The following is a 16,463-nucleotide window of genomic DNA, read 5'->3' as shown; positions in this document are numbered from 1 at the left end:
GAACTTTCTTTTCTGTCACGAGTTAGCAGGCATTGCCTGCTTGGAGTTTTTTATGTATGCAAGGACAATTTGCTCCTTCTAGCAACTTCCAGAATTACTCTCTTCTGTCTAAAAACGCATACAAAAACAATTCAGCGATCTAAGGTTCGTCATTTTCGTCAATATCACATTCTGAAGGCTGAAATTTCTGCTTTTTTTTGCTAAAATAGAACTATATGTAGTTTTATTACAATAGTCCTAATTGGGCTTCGCATCTTATTTTTTTAAAGGAGTCACCATCGTCATGGTACATCAAAAAGCAAACCCACAATTGAAATTGTTCTCGCTCAGCTCAAATCCAGAAATTGCTGAAAAAATTGCTGAGAATACCGGATTGCCACTTGGTAAAGTATCTTCACGTCAATTTTCTGACGGTGAAATCATGATTAACATTGAAGAGTCTGTTCGTGGGCACGATATTTACATCATCCAATCTACTAGCAACCCTGTTAACGACCACCTTTGGGAATTGCTCATCATGATTGATGCCTGCAAACGTGCCAGTGCCAACTCTGTCAACGTAGTTATGCCTTATTTTGGTTATGCACGTCAAGACCGTATCGCTGCTTCACGTGAACCAATCACTGCTAAATTGATTGCCAATATGTTGGTTAAAGCTGGTGTCAACCGCGTCTTGACACTTGACCTTCACGCTGTCCAAGTTCAAGGCTTCTTTGACATTCCCGTAGATAACCTCTTCACTATCCCTCTTTTTGCTGAATACTACAACGAAAAAGGGTTGACTGGTACAGACGTTGTTGTTGTTAGTCCTAAAAATTCTGGTGTTAAACGTGCTCGTGGCCTGGCTGAATATCTTGATGCTCCAATCGCTATTATTGATTATGCTCAAGATGATGCAGAACGTGAAGAAGGCTACATCATCGGTGAGGTTGAAGGTAAAACTGCAATCTTGGTTGATGATATCCTTAATACGGGTAAAACTTTTGCCGAAGCAGCTAAAATCCTTGAACGTGGTGGGGTTAATGACATCTATGCAGTAGCTAGTCACGGACTCTTTGCTGGTGGAGCTGCTGAGATTCTCAATGCTTCTCCAATCAAAGAAATCTTGGTGACAGATTCAGTTGCAACTAAAGAAAAAGTGCCTACAAACGTTAAATACATTTCAGCAAGTGAGCTAATCGCTAACGCTACTACTCGTATCTTCGAACGTCAACCACTTAGCCCACTCTTTGCTTACACTGCACACGAGGACTAAGCTATGGTTTATTTGGACAATGCAGCAACAACTCCTTTAAATACTGCTGCTATTTCAGCTATGACACATGTTATGACTGAAACCTTTGGAAATCCATCCAGCCTCCATGCCTATGGTCGCCAAGCTTCCAAGGAACTTCGTGAAGCCCGTGAAGAAATGGCCAAACAATTTGAAGTCCCTGCTCGTAAGCTCATTTTCACTTCTGGGGGGACTGAAGGAAATAATACAGCTATTAAAGGTTATGCCCTAGCCAATCAAGCTAAAGGCAAACACCTGATTACAACTGCTATTGAACACCACTCTGTCCTTCACACCATGGCCTACTTGGAAGAGCGTTTTGGTTTTGAAGTAACCTATATTCAACCAGAAAATCAAGTCATTACTGCTCAACAAATCGCTGATGCCTTACGTGACGATACTATTCTAGTTTCTGTTATGTATGCCAATAACGAGACCGGCCAATTGCTTCCAATCAAGGAAATTGGTGACTTGCTTGCCAATCACCAAGCTGCCTTCCACGTTGATGCCGTTCAAGTAGCAGGAAAACTCCCTATTCACCCAGAGGAACTTGGAGCTGATTTTCTCTCTATAAGTGCCCATAAATTCCATGGACCTAAAGGTGTCGGCCTGCTCTATCATAACGATTTGCATTTTGACAACCTCCTCCATGGTGGTGAACAAGAGGAAAAACGTCGTGCCAGCACTGAAAATTTGGTCGGGATTGCAGGTATGACCGCTGCTTACAAACATGCTAGCGACCACTACCAAGACAATTACCAGCATGTTGAAAAGATTCGTCAGGGCTTTCTAGATACCCTTACCGTTCCTTATGAAATTAATGGTGGAGGATCTAGCCTACCTCATGTCATCAACATCAGTTTTCCTGGTAAGGAAAATGGCCCTCTCTTAACCTTGTTAGACCTAGCTGGCTTTGCTGTTTCAACGGGTTCTGCTTGTACTGCTGGAACTGTTGACCCTAGCCACGTCATCCAAGCCCTCTATGGCAAGGATTCTGACAAGCTAAAAACAGCTATCCGCATTAGTTTATCAGAGGAAAATACCGCTGAAGAACTCCAAGCTCTAGCAGAAAAACTTAATCAAATCATAGGAGACTAACATGGCATTTGAAAAAAGCATTCATTTGACTGACTGTAAATACCGTTACACCATCAGTCCTAATGTCAAAAAATTCACCCTACGTGATACGACTTTTGTGCAAAATAAAATCGGAAACTACGAGTTGCACCGCCTTCTCGAAAAAGTGCCTAACTCAGGCGAAGGTTTCCCACTTAAAATCACTATTAACAAAGACTTGACTGGTTTCAAATTGTCAATTACAGACAAATCTGGTCTTCGTAACGTTAATATCTTTAAAAATGAAGATCATCACATCTTGCAAGAGAAATTCTATTTCTTGATGCAGAGTTTGGTTGACCGTAACGTTTTCGAACAAGAAGAAGTCTAAATTTTTTCTTACTACATAGAAAGAGCCTATCCTTGTGATAGGTTTTTTATATCGCCTCATCTACACTATTTTGTTGCAATCTTCACAAACTTTTCTTAAAATATAAGAGAATCATACTAATTGAAGAAAGGAAAGCGATCAATGACATTTGAGAAAAACATCCCAAACGCCACTGCCAAACGTCTCTCTCTCTACTATCGTATTTTCAAGCGATTCCATCGTGAAAATATCGACAAAGCAAGCTCTAAACAAATTGCTGAAGCGATTGGGATTGACCCTGCCACTGTTCGTCGAGACTTCTCCTACTTTGGTGAGCTAGGTCGTCGTGGTTTTGGTTATGACGTGAACAAGCTGATGACATTTTTCGCTGAACTCCTTAATGACAATGCGACTACCAAGGTACTTCTCGTAGGTGTTGGGAATGTCGGGCGTGCCCTCCTCCACTACCGTTTTCAAGAGCGTAATCGCATGCAGCTGGTCATGGCTTTTGATACAGACGATAACGAACTGGTTGGAACTCAGACTGAAGACAAGATTCCTATCTATGGAATCTCTCAGATTAAGGACAAGATTGCCCAAGAAGATATCAAAACAGCCATACTGACAGTGCCATCAGTTAAGGCCCAGGAGGTGGCTGATCTTTTGGTTGATGCTGGAATTGAAGGTATTCTCTGCTTCTCTCCGGTCAATCTCAATCTTCCACGCCACGTGGTGGTCCAATACGTAGACCTGACTAGCGAATTACAAACCCTACTCTATTTCATGAAAGAAGAAGAAAAATCAAGGAGAAACAATGACTAAACCAATTATCGGAATCACTGCCAATGTAAGGCCTAATCCAGCCCATGAAGACATCAACTGGTCCTATGCCCCAACTGGCTTTGTAGAAGGAGTTCAAAGAGCCGGAGGCCTAGCAATCCTACTACCAGTATCCGATCCATCGGAAGCCAAGACCTATATCTCCATGATTGACAAGCTCATCCTTATCGGTGGGCAAAACGTTGACCCTAAATTCTACAACGAAGAGAACCATGCTAGTGAAGATGACTTCTTCCTCGAACGTGATATCTTTGAAATGGCACTCATCGAAGAGGCCACTAAGCAAAAGAAACCCATCTTTTCAATCTGTCGTGGAACCCAACTCATGAATGTCGCACTAGGTGGTAGCCTCCACCAAGACATCGAGAATCACTGGCAGGACAAACCTTCTGATTACCTCTACCATGAGATGATTGTTGAAGAGGACAGTAAGTTAGCAGAAATTTACGGACGTGAAACCTCTATCAACTCCTTCCACCATCAAAGTATTAAACACTTAGCCTCTGACCTTCGTGTCATAGCGCGTGACCCTGAGGACAACACTGTCGAAGCTGTTGAGTCAAATACACCAGACCTTCGTTTTCTTGGTGTCCAGTGGCACCCAGAGCTTCTCCTAGACAAACGTAAAGAAGACCTCAAACTCTTTGAATACGTCGTTAACGAACTTTAAAAGCAACTGAGACTGCACTCAGTTGCTTTTCTCTTGTCTTTATCACATAGGCTCAATCTAAAACTCAAAATCCTCCCTCTCCTCTCGAAAGGAATAATAGGTCGATTTGCCAACAATCAGATGATCAAGCAAACAAATCCCCAAATCATCACAAGACCGCTTAATCTTTTGTGTAAAATCAATATCATTTCGACTCGGATAAGCCTCACCCGATGGATGATTGTGAACCACAATCAAGGACGTTGCCATCAGATGACAAGCATAATGCAAAATCTCACGTGGCTCGGCAATCGAACGGCGAACACCACCAATAAAGACGGTCTTCTGCTGAATAATACGATTCTGCGTATCCAAATAGATGGCCACCAGATGCTCCTGAGGCTTGTCCCCAATATCCAACATCATACGACGGGCCACCTGCTGACTGGACATAATCTGCTCGGAACGACCTAACTCAGCCTTCTCAATCCGCTTAGCCAACTCCACCATAGCCTTCAGCTCAATAGACTTCACCCGCCCAATACCAGGAATCTCCTGAAGCTCATTCAAGGACAAACGAGACAAATCCGCCAAACTCGTCATCCCTTTCAAAATACGATTGGCCATAGATAAGACCGACTCAGACCTCGTCCCCGTTCGCAGCACTATCGCCAACAGTTCCTGGTCAGACAAGACCTCTGCTCCCTTCTGTAAGAGACGCTCACGAGGCAAAAGCCCCGACTCCTCAGCTACAATACTATACATAAGAAAAAACCTCCTACTTACTTATTCGTAAGTGGGAGGGGGAAGTTAATTCAAATATTCAAAGATTCTATTATTATCATTATCCTGATAAATCTCTGTAAATGACGAACCAAATTCTTTATTTAAGTCTCTAGTTGTCAAAATATATTTTACATTTAAGTCTTTTAACTCATTTATATTTAAGTTAATATTTACATTATCGGGAACTGGTGTAGTCATAGATGTGTTCTCGTTCGTTAATGAATATTTTAAGTGTGCATATCTATTCCATACATCTTCATATTGATTTTGCTTATCAATTTTAGACATAAGTTGTCTATCGGGATAAAATCTAACACCATCTATACTTTTAGCACCAAACATTTGAACAAAGTGATAGAGATTTGTAGAATCAGACATCCAAATCGCATTAGGATTTTTTCCTACAATGCTTTCAACTTCTTGAGATAGTAATTTATTTTCAATAGCACCTATGCCATGTGTGAGTGGATTAACAGTCAATCCACTCACAGTTATAATGACTAACATAATAGGATAGAATACACGTTTTTTTCTATAAAGAATACAAATAAAAGCAATTAACATAATCACAATTAAAATAACGGATGTAAACCTTCCTAAATAATTCTTATAGATATCATCTGTTAGTCCTCTGTATAAGTAGAGTATCGTGACAATGAATAAAGATGGTAAAATTTTAGTTAACTTTACTCTCTCTAATTTATCCCAGATAAAAGATATAAACCATATCGAAGCAAAAACTGCAATTACTGACATCGATTGCCACGACCTAGAAAATGGTACATAGCTAAACAATGTTAATTTAGATAGTACGGTTGGTATACCAACTATACTATAAAGCATCAGCATTAGTGAATAAACTACTAAGACAATCCCAAAGATGTTTTTATTGATATCTTTCCTTTTAATAACAAAAGGCAAGATTAGGAGTATGTAAAGTAAGAAATTAAATGAACTTGATAGTTCAACTTGGTTACTTACTTGAGGAGCCTTAAATGGCAGAACGATATTAAATAAGAAATCACTTAAATTTTTCCAAGTATATTCCCCACCAACAGAAATTCTTTTTCCCGGATATACAGTATGAAGAGTTGCTGATATTGCATCCCAACTCTGATAAATGGTCAATGCATCTATCGTAAGCGAAACAAATAAAGTTAATGTAATCACAATCACATCAAATAGTGTAACCTTTTTATTTCTTAATGCCTTGAAAAACTGTATTACTGTAAATAATAGAATAATATAAGCAAATGGGACTTGGAATGCTGGATATATAATTAATGGGAACCCAATAAGAGCAATTATCAAATTTATTGCCATTAATATTTTGAACACTTTCTTTTCAGAGTTAAAATAATGATATATAGACACCATTATCAATAATGAAAAGAATACCACATCGCCAAGATGTTGCATGAACCACCATTGTACTGTTGGTGTGAAAGTTATCCAAAAACTTGATACAGCTGATAATAGCTTACGCCTAGAGGTTAAAATCATAGCAAATTCATAAGCTAATAGTAGCATTGCTATAATTTTAAAACTCCAATACCAAGATAACCCTCTAGAGGCTCCTAAGAAAAGAAATCCCCAGTTAAATGGTTTCCCTATCGTTGAAATATGCCAGGATGAAACATTATAAGCAAGCATCATATTCTGACCTGTAACTTGATAGGATTTATTTGTAAAATGATTTCCTGTTTTTACCTGAGATAAGTAAAAAGGTGTTTGAACTAACCATTCATCAGATCTGATTGGTCTAGGACTACCTATGATAGTATCATCCGTACGATACAGTGATGGAACCCATAACTTTAATTTTTGAAAGCCTTGATAATCGTCAACTGTCTTTGTTTCAGACTGAACACCTGACACGGTTTCTCTAACACCAAAGTTATTCCAATTAGCAATTGAACTACCATTAAGATTCAGACTTACTGAACAAATAAGAGCAAATAGAGCGATTACGTAACGCCACTTGATAAAAGATATCCCCAAACTACGAGCTTTTTTCATAAAATTATTTTCCATTTCTAGAGTTGATTAAAAAGAATTAACCAGTAAGAAATCGCTGGTAAAATTGCCAATAACGAAATTATAGTCAGGTATAATCCAGATGATATTTTTCGTTTAGGAATTATGCTTAATAAAATGAAGTAAATTGGGATAAAATATCGTTCTTGAACTCCATCAATGGTATGACTACCAATTTCTGAGAACTGTAAGTAAAGTATGATAAATACCGAAACAATAAAAGCAAAAGAAATTAAATATTTTGAAATCTCAAACAACTTAAAATAAATATTTCTTGGTGCTTTCAGATAGTTTTGACTATTGTATTTAGCAAATACTGATAACACCAGTGCTGTAGCACTCAAGTAGGTAAACAATTTTGGAATTGCATGTACAGCTAAATCATTCGTATACCCAATAGTATATACAAAAAAATTATAGCCCAATAATGTACGAACAAGTAAGGTTAAAAAACTTGGAATATCTGATAAGATAAAACTCAACTGCTTGAACGTATCTACATTTCTACCAAAATAAGCACCTGTATTAATGTTTTTAACAATCAGTACCCACCATATAGTTACCAAAAAACTAAGACCAAAAAGAAGCAATAAATAAAAGTATGCCTTATGTTCAAAATTTGATCTTTTTTTAAGTAAGAACGCAAGCGGTAATAGCAAAAATAAATATAGGAATATTGGAATTTTTCCCATTGATAATAATATCGTTACAATCGAGACAGCTAGTACATCATTTAAAGTAATGTTTTTTCCTTGCTTTAAGGAATAAACCACTCTCAATATTACAGCAAAGAATAAAGCTGAGATTGCAACCATATAACCATCGGCAGAAATATTAGTCCAACTAACTATTACAGTCGGAATAGTAGAAATAAATGCTAAAGTAAACTTCCCAACTGGTGTAATTTTGATAGCTAATATAAACAAAAGAAAATAGGTTAAGAAACCAATAAGTCTCATTAACAAATATTCTGTAACAGGCTTTATTCCAATAATTTTCGACAAATAAGCTGTAAAAACATATGGTAAGTAAGAAAAAGGTGTATAGGGAACAGTATTTGTATTCACATAAAACCTTTTCTGATTAGTAAAAGGAATTGAAGAAAATTTATGATACCAATCTTTATCCGTCGCTTTATACTTAGTAGAATTACCCGATTGAACTTGCTTAGCTTTTTCTATAAATTCATATTGTGTATTTGAAATATTTCCTCCAGCAAGTGCAGGATTCCCATCCTGTAAACTAAGTAAATTACCATTTGAAAGTTCAATACTCCTTGCGTAATGCCCCATTTCATCTAATCCCACCATAGGGCTCCTCAAAGTAATAGACACTAATCCCGTAAGTAGAGTAACCATCAGAATGATCGTGAGTACAACATTACTATAACCTTTTCTACTAAAAAAATTATCTTTTATCGTTTCCATAATAGATTCTATCAATCCTTATAAAAGTCGTAGATTTTCAACTCATACTGCATTCTATTTTGTCTTACTAGTGTATCTAGAATAAACCCTGCAATAAAAGATAAAGCGGCAAGAATCATCAACCCCGTTGCTAAAATTGCTGATGGCATCTTAGCAATTAATCCTGTTTTAGCAAATTCAGTTACTACAGGAATTCCTACACATAGACCTAAAATAAATAATACAAGACTAACTAAGCTAAAGAACAAAAGAGGTTTATAATCTTTAAAAAGGTTAAAAATCATTTTAAGAACTTTAAAACCATCTGAGAAAGTATTTAACTTAGATTCACTGCCTTCTGGTCTATCTTGATAGGTAATCGGAACCTCGACCAATTTAAAACGTTTATCTAATGAGTGAATAGAAAGCTCCGTCTCAATTTCAAAGCCAGGGGAAAGAACTGGAAAGGTCTTAACAAAAAGTCGATTAAAGCCCCGGTAACCAGTCATAATATCTTGATAATTACCCTTATATAATTTATTCACTAGAAGTCTGACTAAATTATTACCGAAACCATGAAAACCTCGTTTATTTTCTTCAGCATAAGTACCATTTGATAATCTATCACCAATGGTCATATCAGCCATACCTGAACGTAACGGCTCTAAAAGTTTTTCTACCTCATCTGCGGGATAAGTGTCATCAGCATCAACCATAATATAGTAATCAGCATCAATTTCACGGAACATAGATCGAACTACATTTCCCTTACCCTGTCTAGGTTCAAAACGGACAATCGCCCCTGCTTCTCTTGCTAATTCATTAGTTTTATCTTTAGAGTTATTATCATAAACATAAATATCCGCATTTGGAAGTACCTTCTGAAAATCAGCAATAACCTTTTGGATAGTCACTTCTTCATTGTAAGCTGGTAAAAGCACCGCAATTTTTTCTGTCATAATTTCTCCTTCATATTATTAGATTTAAATTTTCTCTTTATTCTTCTCAAAATGTACTTCACAGCGGTCCCAGGACCTACAATAATATATTTGAGAGCACCTTTTATACCACCGATATTATCAAAATTAATATAGGTATTTGGTAAAGTATCTGGTCGGATATTTAACACAACATTATCTACAAAAGGCGTAATATAGATATCGTTTTTTGCAATGGCATAATCATAACGTCTTGCCCATGCAAGGTAAACTAGAATACGCTCAATTGAATGCAAAATGGTATGTTGAGGAATTGGTTCTGCTGGGATTTCTTCATCTTGCAAATCAAGGTCAAACAATGGTTTTAAAGCATCGTACTTGAACCAAATAAATGTTCCATAACTCATGATAAAAGTATTCATCTTATCAAAGTCAATATCTCGACCAAGATTCATACGCTCCCATAAATCATTCATTCCCTCAGCAAAACGATTCTCATTCCAAGGATCCACAATTTTAGTATAACGGAAGAAACTTGGAATATCAGCAATCACTAGACCTAGTCTATCATCACGTTCTAAGTTCGCAATAATGTTATCAGCAGGTTGAATTAACATTGAGAAAAGTTCATTTCGCCATGAATCTCCAACCCAATAAGGGTATTCTGGTGATTTTTTAGTATGGAAATGTCCAATATAATCATAAGCAGAAAGTTCATCTTTCAACTTAAGCATTGGAATAACATCACGTCCACGATTTCCAGTAATAAAGATTCGAGCTACTTTTCCATTCTTATCAAGGATAGACTGAATCTCTTCCTTCTTCTCTTCTGAATCCGTTGTTAGGAAGAGATCATAAGTAAAGTGAAAATTCTCAAATTGCTTTAAAAAGTCTTCAAGTAAGTCAACATAGTAGGTATGAAGATGTACAGCAATCTTTTTATTGTCTGAATATGGCTTTGAGCTTTCCTTAATAACCTTGCGGTCAAGCAAGTAGGGTGGAGTCGGTAAACTCATATCTGACATGTGAGACAAAATGAATTCTACCGGGTAGTCTGTTCTATTCTCGATTTCCTTAAGCAAATAAGGAGCAAGATGCTGGGTTAAATCAAATGTCTTAACCTTAATAAACGGAACCCCTGCATCAAGCAAAACATGAGGATAATGAATTGTAAAATTACTATGGAAAAACTGATCATTTAGTGGAATCGTATTAAGAATCGATTCATACTTAAATCCAGCATCCATAAACTTCTTGGTATAAAGAGTTTCATAATTATCGATTACCTTTTGAACATCTTCGAAACTCTCAACTGATTTCCAGAACTTTTGGAAAACACTAGATTCAACTAAACGTTTTTTAAATGAAATAAAGTAAGATTGCAAATGTTCGTGAATATAAATATCACCAGCCTTGATTCCTTGATGATTAGTCATACCCCAAAAATCTACATTTGAATTTGATTCATATTTATCATAGATTGGTGCCATATCCCATAGAGGACCAAAACAGGTATCATTCATAACAGTGACAGAATCATACTGTTTCAAGTTATCAAATCCAACAAATTCCATACCATCATGCCAAGCAGCAAAATCGTAACCTTTATTCTCACGTTGGATAAAATCATCAATCAAGTATTTATCACGAAGTTTCTGTACTTCACTTTCACTAAGGCGACTATTTGAAATAAAAACCAATTTATCAAACAACGGTCTCATATGTTCAAGTTGATAAAATACATGTCGACTAATATGATCATATTTATTGAAATGAACATAAAGCAATAGACGTTTCATTTACTTCTCCTAAAGAAATTAATAATTTTAGTTGGTATTGTCCATCTTCTCGAAGTAACAACACTGTTATATTGGATTTGTAAGTCATCATATAGACTTTGTATACGATTCAACTCACTAGTCAAATTAGAACGTAACTCTTCTTTCTCTTTTTTCAAAACTTCAATATACTCGTTTTGGTCATGAGAAATCTGTGATACTTGATTTAATTTCAAATTCAAGTCTTCTATCTGACGATCTTTTTTAAAAACTAAGATATCCAAATCACGATCCTTAACAAGCGCTAAGTATGAAATTCTTTGAATATCCTGATCTGGATACTTGTTGAGATATTTAATTTGAGAATCTAAGATACCTGTGAACCGCCTTTCAGCAGTCTCCAATGTCATAGGTTTTGAATCAGATCCCAAATTCATACGATATACAGTAGTGGAATCACTCAAAAAAGAAATTTTAGTGCGTTTGAATAATTCAAGTTGCAACTCAAATGTATCGTCTGCGGCTGTATCGCTAATTTGAGCAGATACATCTTGCATAAGAGTGGTATCAACCAACCAGGTTGAAGCCATTGTCATTCCTTTCATGACAAGCATCTCTTCGTAAGAATCAATTAAAGGGAGTGCCTTATTAGCAAAAGCATCTTTTTGGATAAGATTTCCGTCTAGGTCTACCATGTCAAATTCGGTATTTGACCATAGTGAATCTGTTGAAGCATCTAGCAAATCAACTTGCTTTTGAAGTTTTAATGGGTCCGTCCAAAAATCATCACTATCACATCTCGCGATGTACTGACCCTTAGCTTCTTGGCAAACTTTTTTCCAAGTTCTAGTAATGCCAAGATTCACTTCATTACGAAAAGTTCTAACTTTTTCAGGAAACTTATTTTGATATTCTTGAATAATCTCATACGAATGATCTGTCGAAGCATCATCAATGATAATAATCTCGAAACCAAAATTTGTTTTCTGATTGAGAAAGCTATCTATAGCCTCTCGTACCCAATCCCCCTTATTATAATTGGTACAAATAATCGATACTTTCATTCAAACTTCCCTTTTTTCTCTTAAGAAAAACTCCACTTCCCATTTCTTTGAATAATACCAGTTGCAGAATCTTTAGCTGACTCGTCATCTTCATCGATATCATTCCTATTAAGAACAATAACTGGAATCTCATCAGCCGGAAGAAAGGCTAGAACTTGGTTATTCGCATCCCTTACAGTAATTTCGAGTTTTAACTTAATATCGTTTAACCCTGCTAGTGAGCACTGGTAGTTTACTTTAACATCACCCTTGCCACTTGTTAAGTTGTCCATCGTATTATCATTGTAAATCCAAATATTACGATCAATATCTGTAAATGAGATAGCAATATAAGTAGGCACATCTTCTAGCAAAGTATACGTCAAATCAAATGAAATTGGTTCATTTGGTGTAGCCCTCTTAGAAGACAAGAGTGATAGCTTCAGATTTTCCACAAGCGATCCACTTCTTTCAATTCCTGATTGTTCTGAAGTGATTACTTGTTCTGTATTGTCAAAACTATATTGATTGGCAACGTCTCTTGGCTCGCCTTTGGCTTTAATGTATCCATCCTCAATTAAAATAGCCTTGTTACAGTACTTCTTAACAGCCCCCATATCATGAGTTACAAGAATTGTTGTTTTCCCTGATTTCTTACGTTCCATAAAGTAGTCATTACACTTACGTTGGAAAGCCTCATCACCTACTGCAAGAACCTCGTCAAGGATAAGAACATCACCCTGTGCCTTGATAGCCACAGAGAAGGCCAGGCGAACCTGCATACCTGATGAATAATTCTTGAGTTTTTGGTTCATAAAATCTTCAAGCTCCGCAAACTCAACAATTTCATCATACATGGCGTCCACTTCTGCTGTCGTAAAGCCAAGCATTGCTCCGTTCATATAAACATTCTCACGTCCAGTTAATTCAGGATTAAATCCGACACCAAGTTCAATAAATGAAACCATTTTACCATTTACTGTAACCGTCCCTTGTTCAGGAACATAAATCTGAGAAATGATTTTTAGTAATGTTGATTTCCCTGAACCATTTCGTCCTACGATACCAAAGAAATCTCCTTCTTCAACTTCGAAGTCAATATCCTTCAAAACATGTTGTTCTTTATAGCCTTTGATTCCTTTAAATCTATTTACTAAGGCAGTTCGAAGACTTTGAGTAGACTCAACCGGTAATTTGAAAAACTTACTTACATGGTCCACTTTAACTGCAATTTTCTTTTCTGTCATTAGAGAATCTCCGCGAATTTTTTAGCTTGATGATGGAAAATGTAGTAACCAATAGCAAAGATAACAAGTGGTAGGAAATATGGAATAATAGCAATAGCCTTATGACCAATTAAATCCCAACCACGTAGGCTACCTGAGAAGACAATAAAGTGTCGCAAGTCTTGGATAATCTGTGCTAAAGGATTCAACATCATCAATTTTGCAATTTTCACTTGTCCACGTTGCAAAATAAAGGTCAACGAATAGATAATCGGCGTAGCATACATACCAGCTTGCATTACTACTTCCCAAATCGGACCGATATCTCGATACTTAACAAAGAGCGTTGCTAAGACAAAGGCAATACCAGCTGAGAAAAGGAAGAGCTCAGCAAACAATGGAATAACAGTCAACCAGCCTAATGAAAAATTAACACCGTTGACCAAGGCAAAAACAAAGACAACAAGTAGATTAATAATATAGTTAATTGAAGCCCCAACAACAGATGAAATGACGATAATCTCTTTTGAAAAATTCAATTTTCGTAACAAGTCTCCCCTAGATACGATAGACATCATTCCCATACTTGTCGCTTCTGAAAAGAAACTCCATGTAACCATACCGATTAAGAGACCGATAGCATAATGCGGTGTTCCATCATCAAAACGCAAGAAGCGAACAAAAACTAGGTACATAATTGTAAAGAGCATAAGTGGTTTCAAAATAGACCACAAATGACCGATTAAACTACCTTGATAGCGCAATTTAAAATCGGTTTTAACCATTTCTCGTAATAAAATACGATTTTTCTGACTAAAAAAGTCTAACATCTTTTTCTCCTCTATATGCAAACTTTGTAAGAATCAACGTCGTAAATACGGTTGTGTGAAATGCTCTATTTTTTCGAAAACCATATTTTCGGATACGTGCTAAGCGCTCTCTAAATGGAGCATCCATAATTGTCACAAAGTTTTCAATGATTTCCTTATTCTGTGAACTTAACGGGAGTTCTAGCAAATTTCTAGCCTGATCTTGGCTAGCTTTGATAAGACTCCAATATTTGGCAAACAGGATGTGGGGTCTAACCCAATTCTTCATCCTTTTTCGCAAAGTTCGAGCTCCAAGGACATTACTGCTATGCTGACGATAAAGCTCCGTTGGCTCATCAATATAGACTAGGTTACCAAAGGCAGAAGCTAGCAAACCCAGATACCAGTCATGCATCAGTAAATCATGCTTTTCCTCACCAGTCCATAAGTCCGCTAAAGCATGGTTAATCATAGCAACACCACCAGTAACTGTGTTTTCAGTCAACTCTTGAATAAGCTCCGTATTGGCATGGTCTGACTGAGTACGAATCATACTCTCATGGAGAACAGATAAATTTTCATCCACTACCTTTAAATCAGTGTAAATAAGTAATGGTTTATCCTGTGAATACTTTTGGGCTTCTGCCACTTGAAGTGAAATTTTTTCAGGAAGCCAAATATCATCCTGGTCACTAAAACAGTATAGATCTGCCTCACTATGCTTAAGTAGTGCGTGGAAACTTTTGATAACACCAACATTCTCAACATGTTCCGCATTAATAAAGTGAATACGTGGGTCTTTAGCAACTAATTGTTTAATAACTTCCACTGTTCCATCTGATGAACCGTCATCACGAATGAGAAGTTGCCATTCCTGATAGGTTTGCTCTTGAATACTTTTTACTTGTTCCGCTAAAAACTGCTCACCATTGTAGGTTGACAGTAAGATATTTACTTTCATGATAAAAATAACTCCTCGTACTCACCCACAATTTTTTCCCAAGTAAAGTTCTGTTTCATATTCTCCTTAGCCAACTTACCTAGTTCAGAGTAATCTGAAATAGCATCTACTTGGTCAATCAAATGCGACAGATTGCCCTCATCTTTTTTCCAGTAACGAGCTGTATCTTGTGCTACTGAACGGTTAAATGAGACTCCTAATACTAAATTCAAATCAGTTTGTGCCATAGCTTCCAGTAAGCCAGGGTTGGTTCCTCCAACTTCATGACCATGAATATAGGCAAAAGCTTCTTTGCGAATATACTTTAATAGATCTTGGTCATAAACTGTTCCAACAAACTTCACACGTGGATCCTTATCAAACTGTGTTTTGGAACGCAATTCCTCAAAATAAGCATTACCCTCATGATTACAAATAATAATTAAGTCACGTTTTGTTGAGGAACTCATAAACTCACGAATAGCAGTTTCATAATTGTTTTCTGGAACAAAACGACCAAGAATCAAATAATAATTTTTCTCGTAAGTGTTCCACGTCTTGTAAATATCTCTAACTTTAGCATCTTGATTTGTAAGTGTTGTCGGTACCAGGTCCGTTCCATAAGCAATATAAGTTGTCTTAGACCACGGATAGGCATCCTGAATATAGGTTTCAATTCCTGGATTATCTGAGATAACTAAGTCAGCATATCTTGTCATCACTTTTTCAGAATACTTTAGATAAGCTTGTACTGGCTTTGGCCACTTAGCTCGTTTCCACTCCAAACCATCTGGATTAATGTAAAATTTGCCATCAAGTTTATGAATCTTGCGAGCAAAGGGCGCAACAAAGGCACCTATGGTATTTCCTAGAACATAGAAAATCGGTTCTTTTATATTTTGCTCACGGATCTTCTTCAAGGCATAGTTGATAGCCATCATATCATATGCAATAACGCGAGCAGGTCCTAGTTTGGGCGCCTTAATTGTAAAACAATCGACACCCTTATACTCAAAATGCTCATAGGCCTTTTCATCAGAAAGGCAGGCAACATGGTATTTAACTTGGGATGAAATTTGGTTGGAGACTAATTGCTCTACAAAGGTCTCAAAACCACCGTATTTTGCTGGAAGTCCACGGCTTCCAATAATGAATACGTGTTGCATAAATCCCCTTTCTAACAAGTCTATAATCTAATCAATTATACCATTTTACAAGGCTTTTGCCTAATACAAACAGAACAGCAGCCACAAAGGACGGCACTGCACCCTTATAATGGGACACAAGAAAAACACATTCATGAGGCCAGTTT

Annotated in this window: 15 protein-coding genes; 5 read left to right on the top strand and 10 right to left on the bottom strand. The window is 36.8% G+C overall.

All coding sequences use genetic code 11. From position 1 onward, the window contains the following. Positions 1 to 283: 283 nt before the first annotated feature. The 5 genes from RWZ99_RS07010 (at position 284) to RWZ99_RS06990 (ending at position 4,209) form a co-directional block, all read left to right on the top strand. Positions 284 to 1,255, top strand: coding sequence for a ribose-phosphate diphosphokinase (locus RWZ99_RS07010; protein WP_314677359.1), 972 nt, complete (start codon positions 284 to 286; stop codon positions 1,253 to 1,255). Between the two features lie 3 nt (positions 1,256 to 1,258). Further along, complete coding sequence (locus tag RWZ99_RS07005; RefSeq protein ID WP_148512823.1) at positions 1,259 to 2,371, top strand: cysteine desulfurase family protein; 1,113 nt, start codon at positions 1,259 to 1,261, stop codon at positions 2,369 to 2,371. 1 nt (position 2,372) lies between these two features. After that, complete coding sequence (locus tag RWZ99_RS07000; RefSeq protein WP_002884733.1) at positions 2,373 to 2,720, top strand: DUF1831 domain-containing protein; 348 nt, start codon at positions 2,373 to 2,375, stop codon at positions 2,718 to 2,720. Between the two features lie 141 nt (positions 2,721 to 2,861). Then, complete coding sequence (locus RWZ99_RS06995) at positions 2,862 to 3,521, top strand: redox-sensing transcriptional repressor Rex (protein WP_002884205.1); 660 nt, start codon at positions 2,862 to 2,864, stop codon at positions 3,519 to 3,521. Further along, a complete protein-coding gene (locus tag RWZ99_RS06990; protein ID WP_314677352.1) occupies positions 3,514 to 4,209 on the top strand; it encodes a gamma-glutamyl-gamma-aminobutyrate hydrolase family protein in 696 nt (231 codons plus the stop codon). Before RWZ99_RS06995 ends, RWZ99_RS06990 begins: the two co-directional genes overlap by 8 nt. A gap of 57 nt (positions 4,210 to 4,266) precedes the next feature. On the opposite strand, the gene radC is transcribed toward RWZ99_RS06990, so the two are convergent. The 10 genes from radC to cps2T form a co-directional block, all read right to left on the bottom strand. Next, positions 4,267 to 4,953: a DNA repair protein RadC gene (radC, locus tag RWZ99_RS06985; RefSeq protein ID WP_314677349.1), complete on the bottom strand. Its 687-nt coding sequence runs from the start codon at positions 4,951 to 4,953 to the stop codon at positions 4,267 to 4,269. Between the two features lie 45 nt (positions 4,954 to 4,998). Next, positions 4,999 to 6,993: a hypothetical protein gene (locus RWZ99_RS06980; protein WP_314677347.1), complete on the bottom strand. Its 1,995-nt coding sequence runs from the start codon at positions 6,991 to 6,993 to the stop codon at positions 4,999 to 5,001. A gap of 17 nt (positions 6,994 to 7,010) precedes the next feature. Further along, positions 7,011 to 8,369 (bottom strand): DUF2142 domain-containing protein, encoded by a 1,359-nt coding sequence (locus tag RWZ99_RS06975; RefSeq protein ID WP_314677361.1) that lies wholly within the window; start codon positions 8,367 to 8,369, stop codon positions 7,011 to 7,013. Positions 8,370 to 8,449: 80 nt separating this feature from the next. Next, entirely contained in the window at positions 8,450 to 9,376 is a 927-nt protein-coding gene (locus RWZ99_RS06970; RefSeq protein ID WP_014634836.1) for a glycosyltransferase, read from the bottom strand. Further along, positions 9,373 to 11,154 (bottom strand): rhamnan synthesis F family protein, encoded by a 1,782-nt coding sequence (locus RWZ99_RS06965; RefSeq protein WP_314677345.1) that lies wholly within the window; start codon positions 11,152 to 11,154, stop codon positions 9,373 to 9,375. The genes RWZ99_RS06970 and RWZ99_RS06965 overlap by 4 nt, the downstream gene beginning before the upstream one ends. Continuing rightward, entirely contained in the window at positions 11,151 to 12,197 is a 1,047-nt protein-coding gene (locus tag RWZ99_RS06960) for a glycosyltransferase (protein ID WP_314677344.1), read from the bottom strand. Before RWZ99_RS06960 ends, RWZ99_RS06965 begins: the two co-directional genes overlap by 4 nt. 20 nt (positions 12,198 to 12,217) lie before the next feature. Further along, positions 12,218 to 13,423, bottom strand: coding sequence for an ABC transporter ATP-binding protein (locus RWZ99_RS06955; protein WP_314677342.1), 1,206 nt, complete (start codon positions 13,421 to 13,423; stop codon positions 12,218 to 12,220). Further along, positions 13,423 to 14,232 (bottom strand): ABC transporter permease, encoded by an 810-nt coding sequence (locus RWZ99_RS06950; protein WP_037613487.1) that lies wholly within the window; start codon positions 14,230 to 14,232, stop codon positions 13,423 to 13,425. The genes RWZ99_RS06955 and RWZ99_RS06950 overlap by 1 nt, the downstream gene beginning before the upstream one ends. Beyond that, positions 14,216 to 15,172 (bottom strand): glycosyltransferase family 2 protein, encoded by a 957-nt coding sequence (locus RWZ99_RS06945; RefSeq protein ID WP_314677339.1) that lies wholly within the window; start codon positions 15,170 to 15,172, stop codon positions 14,216 to 14,218. The genes RWZ99_RS06950 and RWZ99_RS06945 overlap by 17 nt, the downstream gene beginning before the upstream one ends. Further along, positions 15,169 to 16,317 carry a beta 1-4 rhamnosyltransferase Cps2T gene (cps2T, locus tag RWZ99_RS06940; protein ID WP_314677337.1) on the bottom strand — a complete coding sequence of 383 codons (1,149 nt, stop codon included), beginning with the start codon at positions 16,315 to 16,317 and terminating at the stop codon, positions 15,169 to 15,171. Before cps2T ends, RWZ99_RS06945 begins: the two co-directional genes overlap by 4 nt. Positions 16,318 to 16,463 lie beyond the last annotated feature (146 nt).

This window comes from uncultured Streptococcus sp., from assembly GCF_963545685.1.
In the GTDB taxonomy this organism is placed as follows: domain Bacteria; phylum Bacillota; class Bacilli; order Lactobacillales; family Streptococcaceae; genus Streptococcus.
The sequence above is the reverse complement of the archived record's forward strand: the minus strand, read 5'-3'. Positions and strand labels throughout refer to the sequence as shown.

What these genes read in the sequence shown, in the direction of transcription:
- RWZ99_RS07010 (WP_314677359.1), top strand. Translation starts at nt 284, where the DNA reads ATGGTACATCAAAAAGCAAACCCACAATTGAAATTGTTCTCGCTCAGC.
- RWZ99_RS07005 (WP_148512823.1), top strand. Translation starts at nt 1,259, where the DNA reads ATGGTTTATTTGGACAATGCAGCAACAACTCCTTTAAATACTGCTGCT.
- RWZ99_RS07000 (WP_002884733.1), top strand. Translation starts at nt 2,373, where the DNA reads ATGGCATTTGAAAAAAGCATTCATTTGACTGACTGTAAATACCGTTAC.
- RWZ99_RS06995 (WP_002884205.1), top strand. Translation starts at nt 2,862, where the DNA reads ATGACATTTGAGAAAAACATCCCAAACGCCACTGCCAAACGTCTCTCT.
- RWZ99_RS06990 (WP_314677352.1), top strand. Translation starts at nt 3,514, where the DNA reads ATGACTAAACCAATTATCGGAATCACTGCCAATGTAAGGCCTAATCCA.
- radC (WP_314677349.1), bottom strand. Translation starts at nt 4,953, where the DNA reads ATGTATAGTATTGTAGCTGAGGAGTCGGGGCTTTTGCCTCGTGAGCGT.
- RWZ99_RS06980 (WP_314677347.1), bottom strand. Translation starts at nt 6,993, where the DNA reads ATGAAAAAAGCTCGTAGTTTGGGGATATCTTTTATCAAGTGGCGTTAC.
- RWZ99_RS06975 (WP_314677361.1), bottom strand. Translation starts at nt 8,369, where the DNA reads ATGGTTACTCTACTTACGGGATTAGTGTCTATTACTTTGAGGAGCCCT.
- RWZ99_RS06970 (WP_014634836.1), bottom strand. Translation starts at nt 9,376, where the DNA reads ATGACAGAAAAAATTGCGGTGCTTTTACCAGCTTACAATGAAGAAGTG.
- RWZ99_RS06965 (WP_314677345.1), bottom strand. Translation starts at nt 11,154, where the DNA reads ATGAAACGTCTATTGCTTTATGTTCATTTCAATAAATATGATCATATT.
- RWZ99_RS06960 (WP_314677344.1), bottom strand. Translation starts at nt 12,197, where the DNA reads ATGAAAGTATCGATTATTTGTACCAATTATAATAAGGGGGATTGGGTA.
- RWZ99_RS06955 (WP_314677342.1), bottom strand. Translation starts at nt 13,423, where the DNA reads ATGACAGAAAAGAAAATTGCAGTTAAAGTGGACCATGTAAGTAAGTTT.
- RWZ99_RS06950 (WP_037613487.1), bottom strand. Translation starts at nt 14,232, where the DNA reads ATGTTAGACTTTTTTAGTCAGAAAAATCGTATTTTATTACGAGAAATG.
- RWZ99_RS06945 (WP_314677339.1), bottom strand. Translation starts at nt 15,172, where the DNA reads ATGAAAGTAAATATCTTACTGTCAACCTACAATGGTGAGCAGTTTTTA.
- cps2T (WP_314677337.1), bottom strand. Translation starts at nt 16,317, where the DNA reads ATGCAACACGTATTCATTATTGGAAGCCGTGGACTTCCAGCAAAATAC.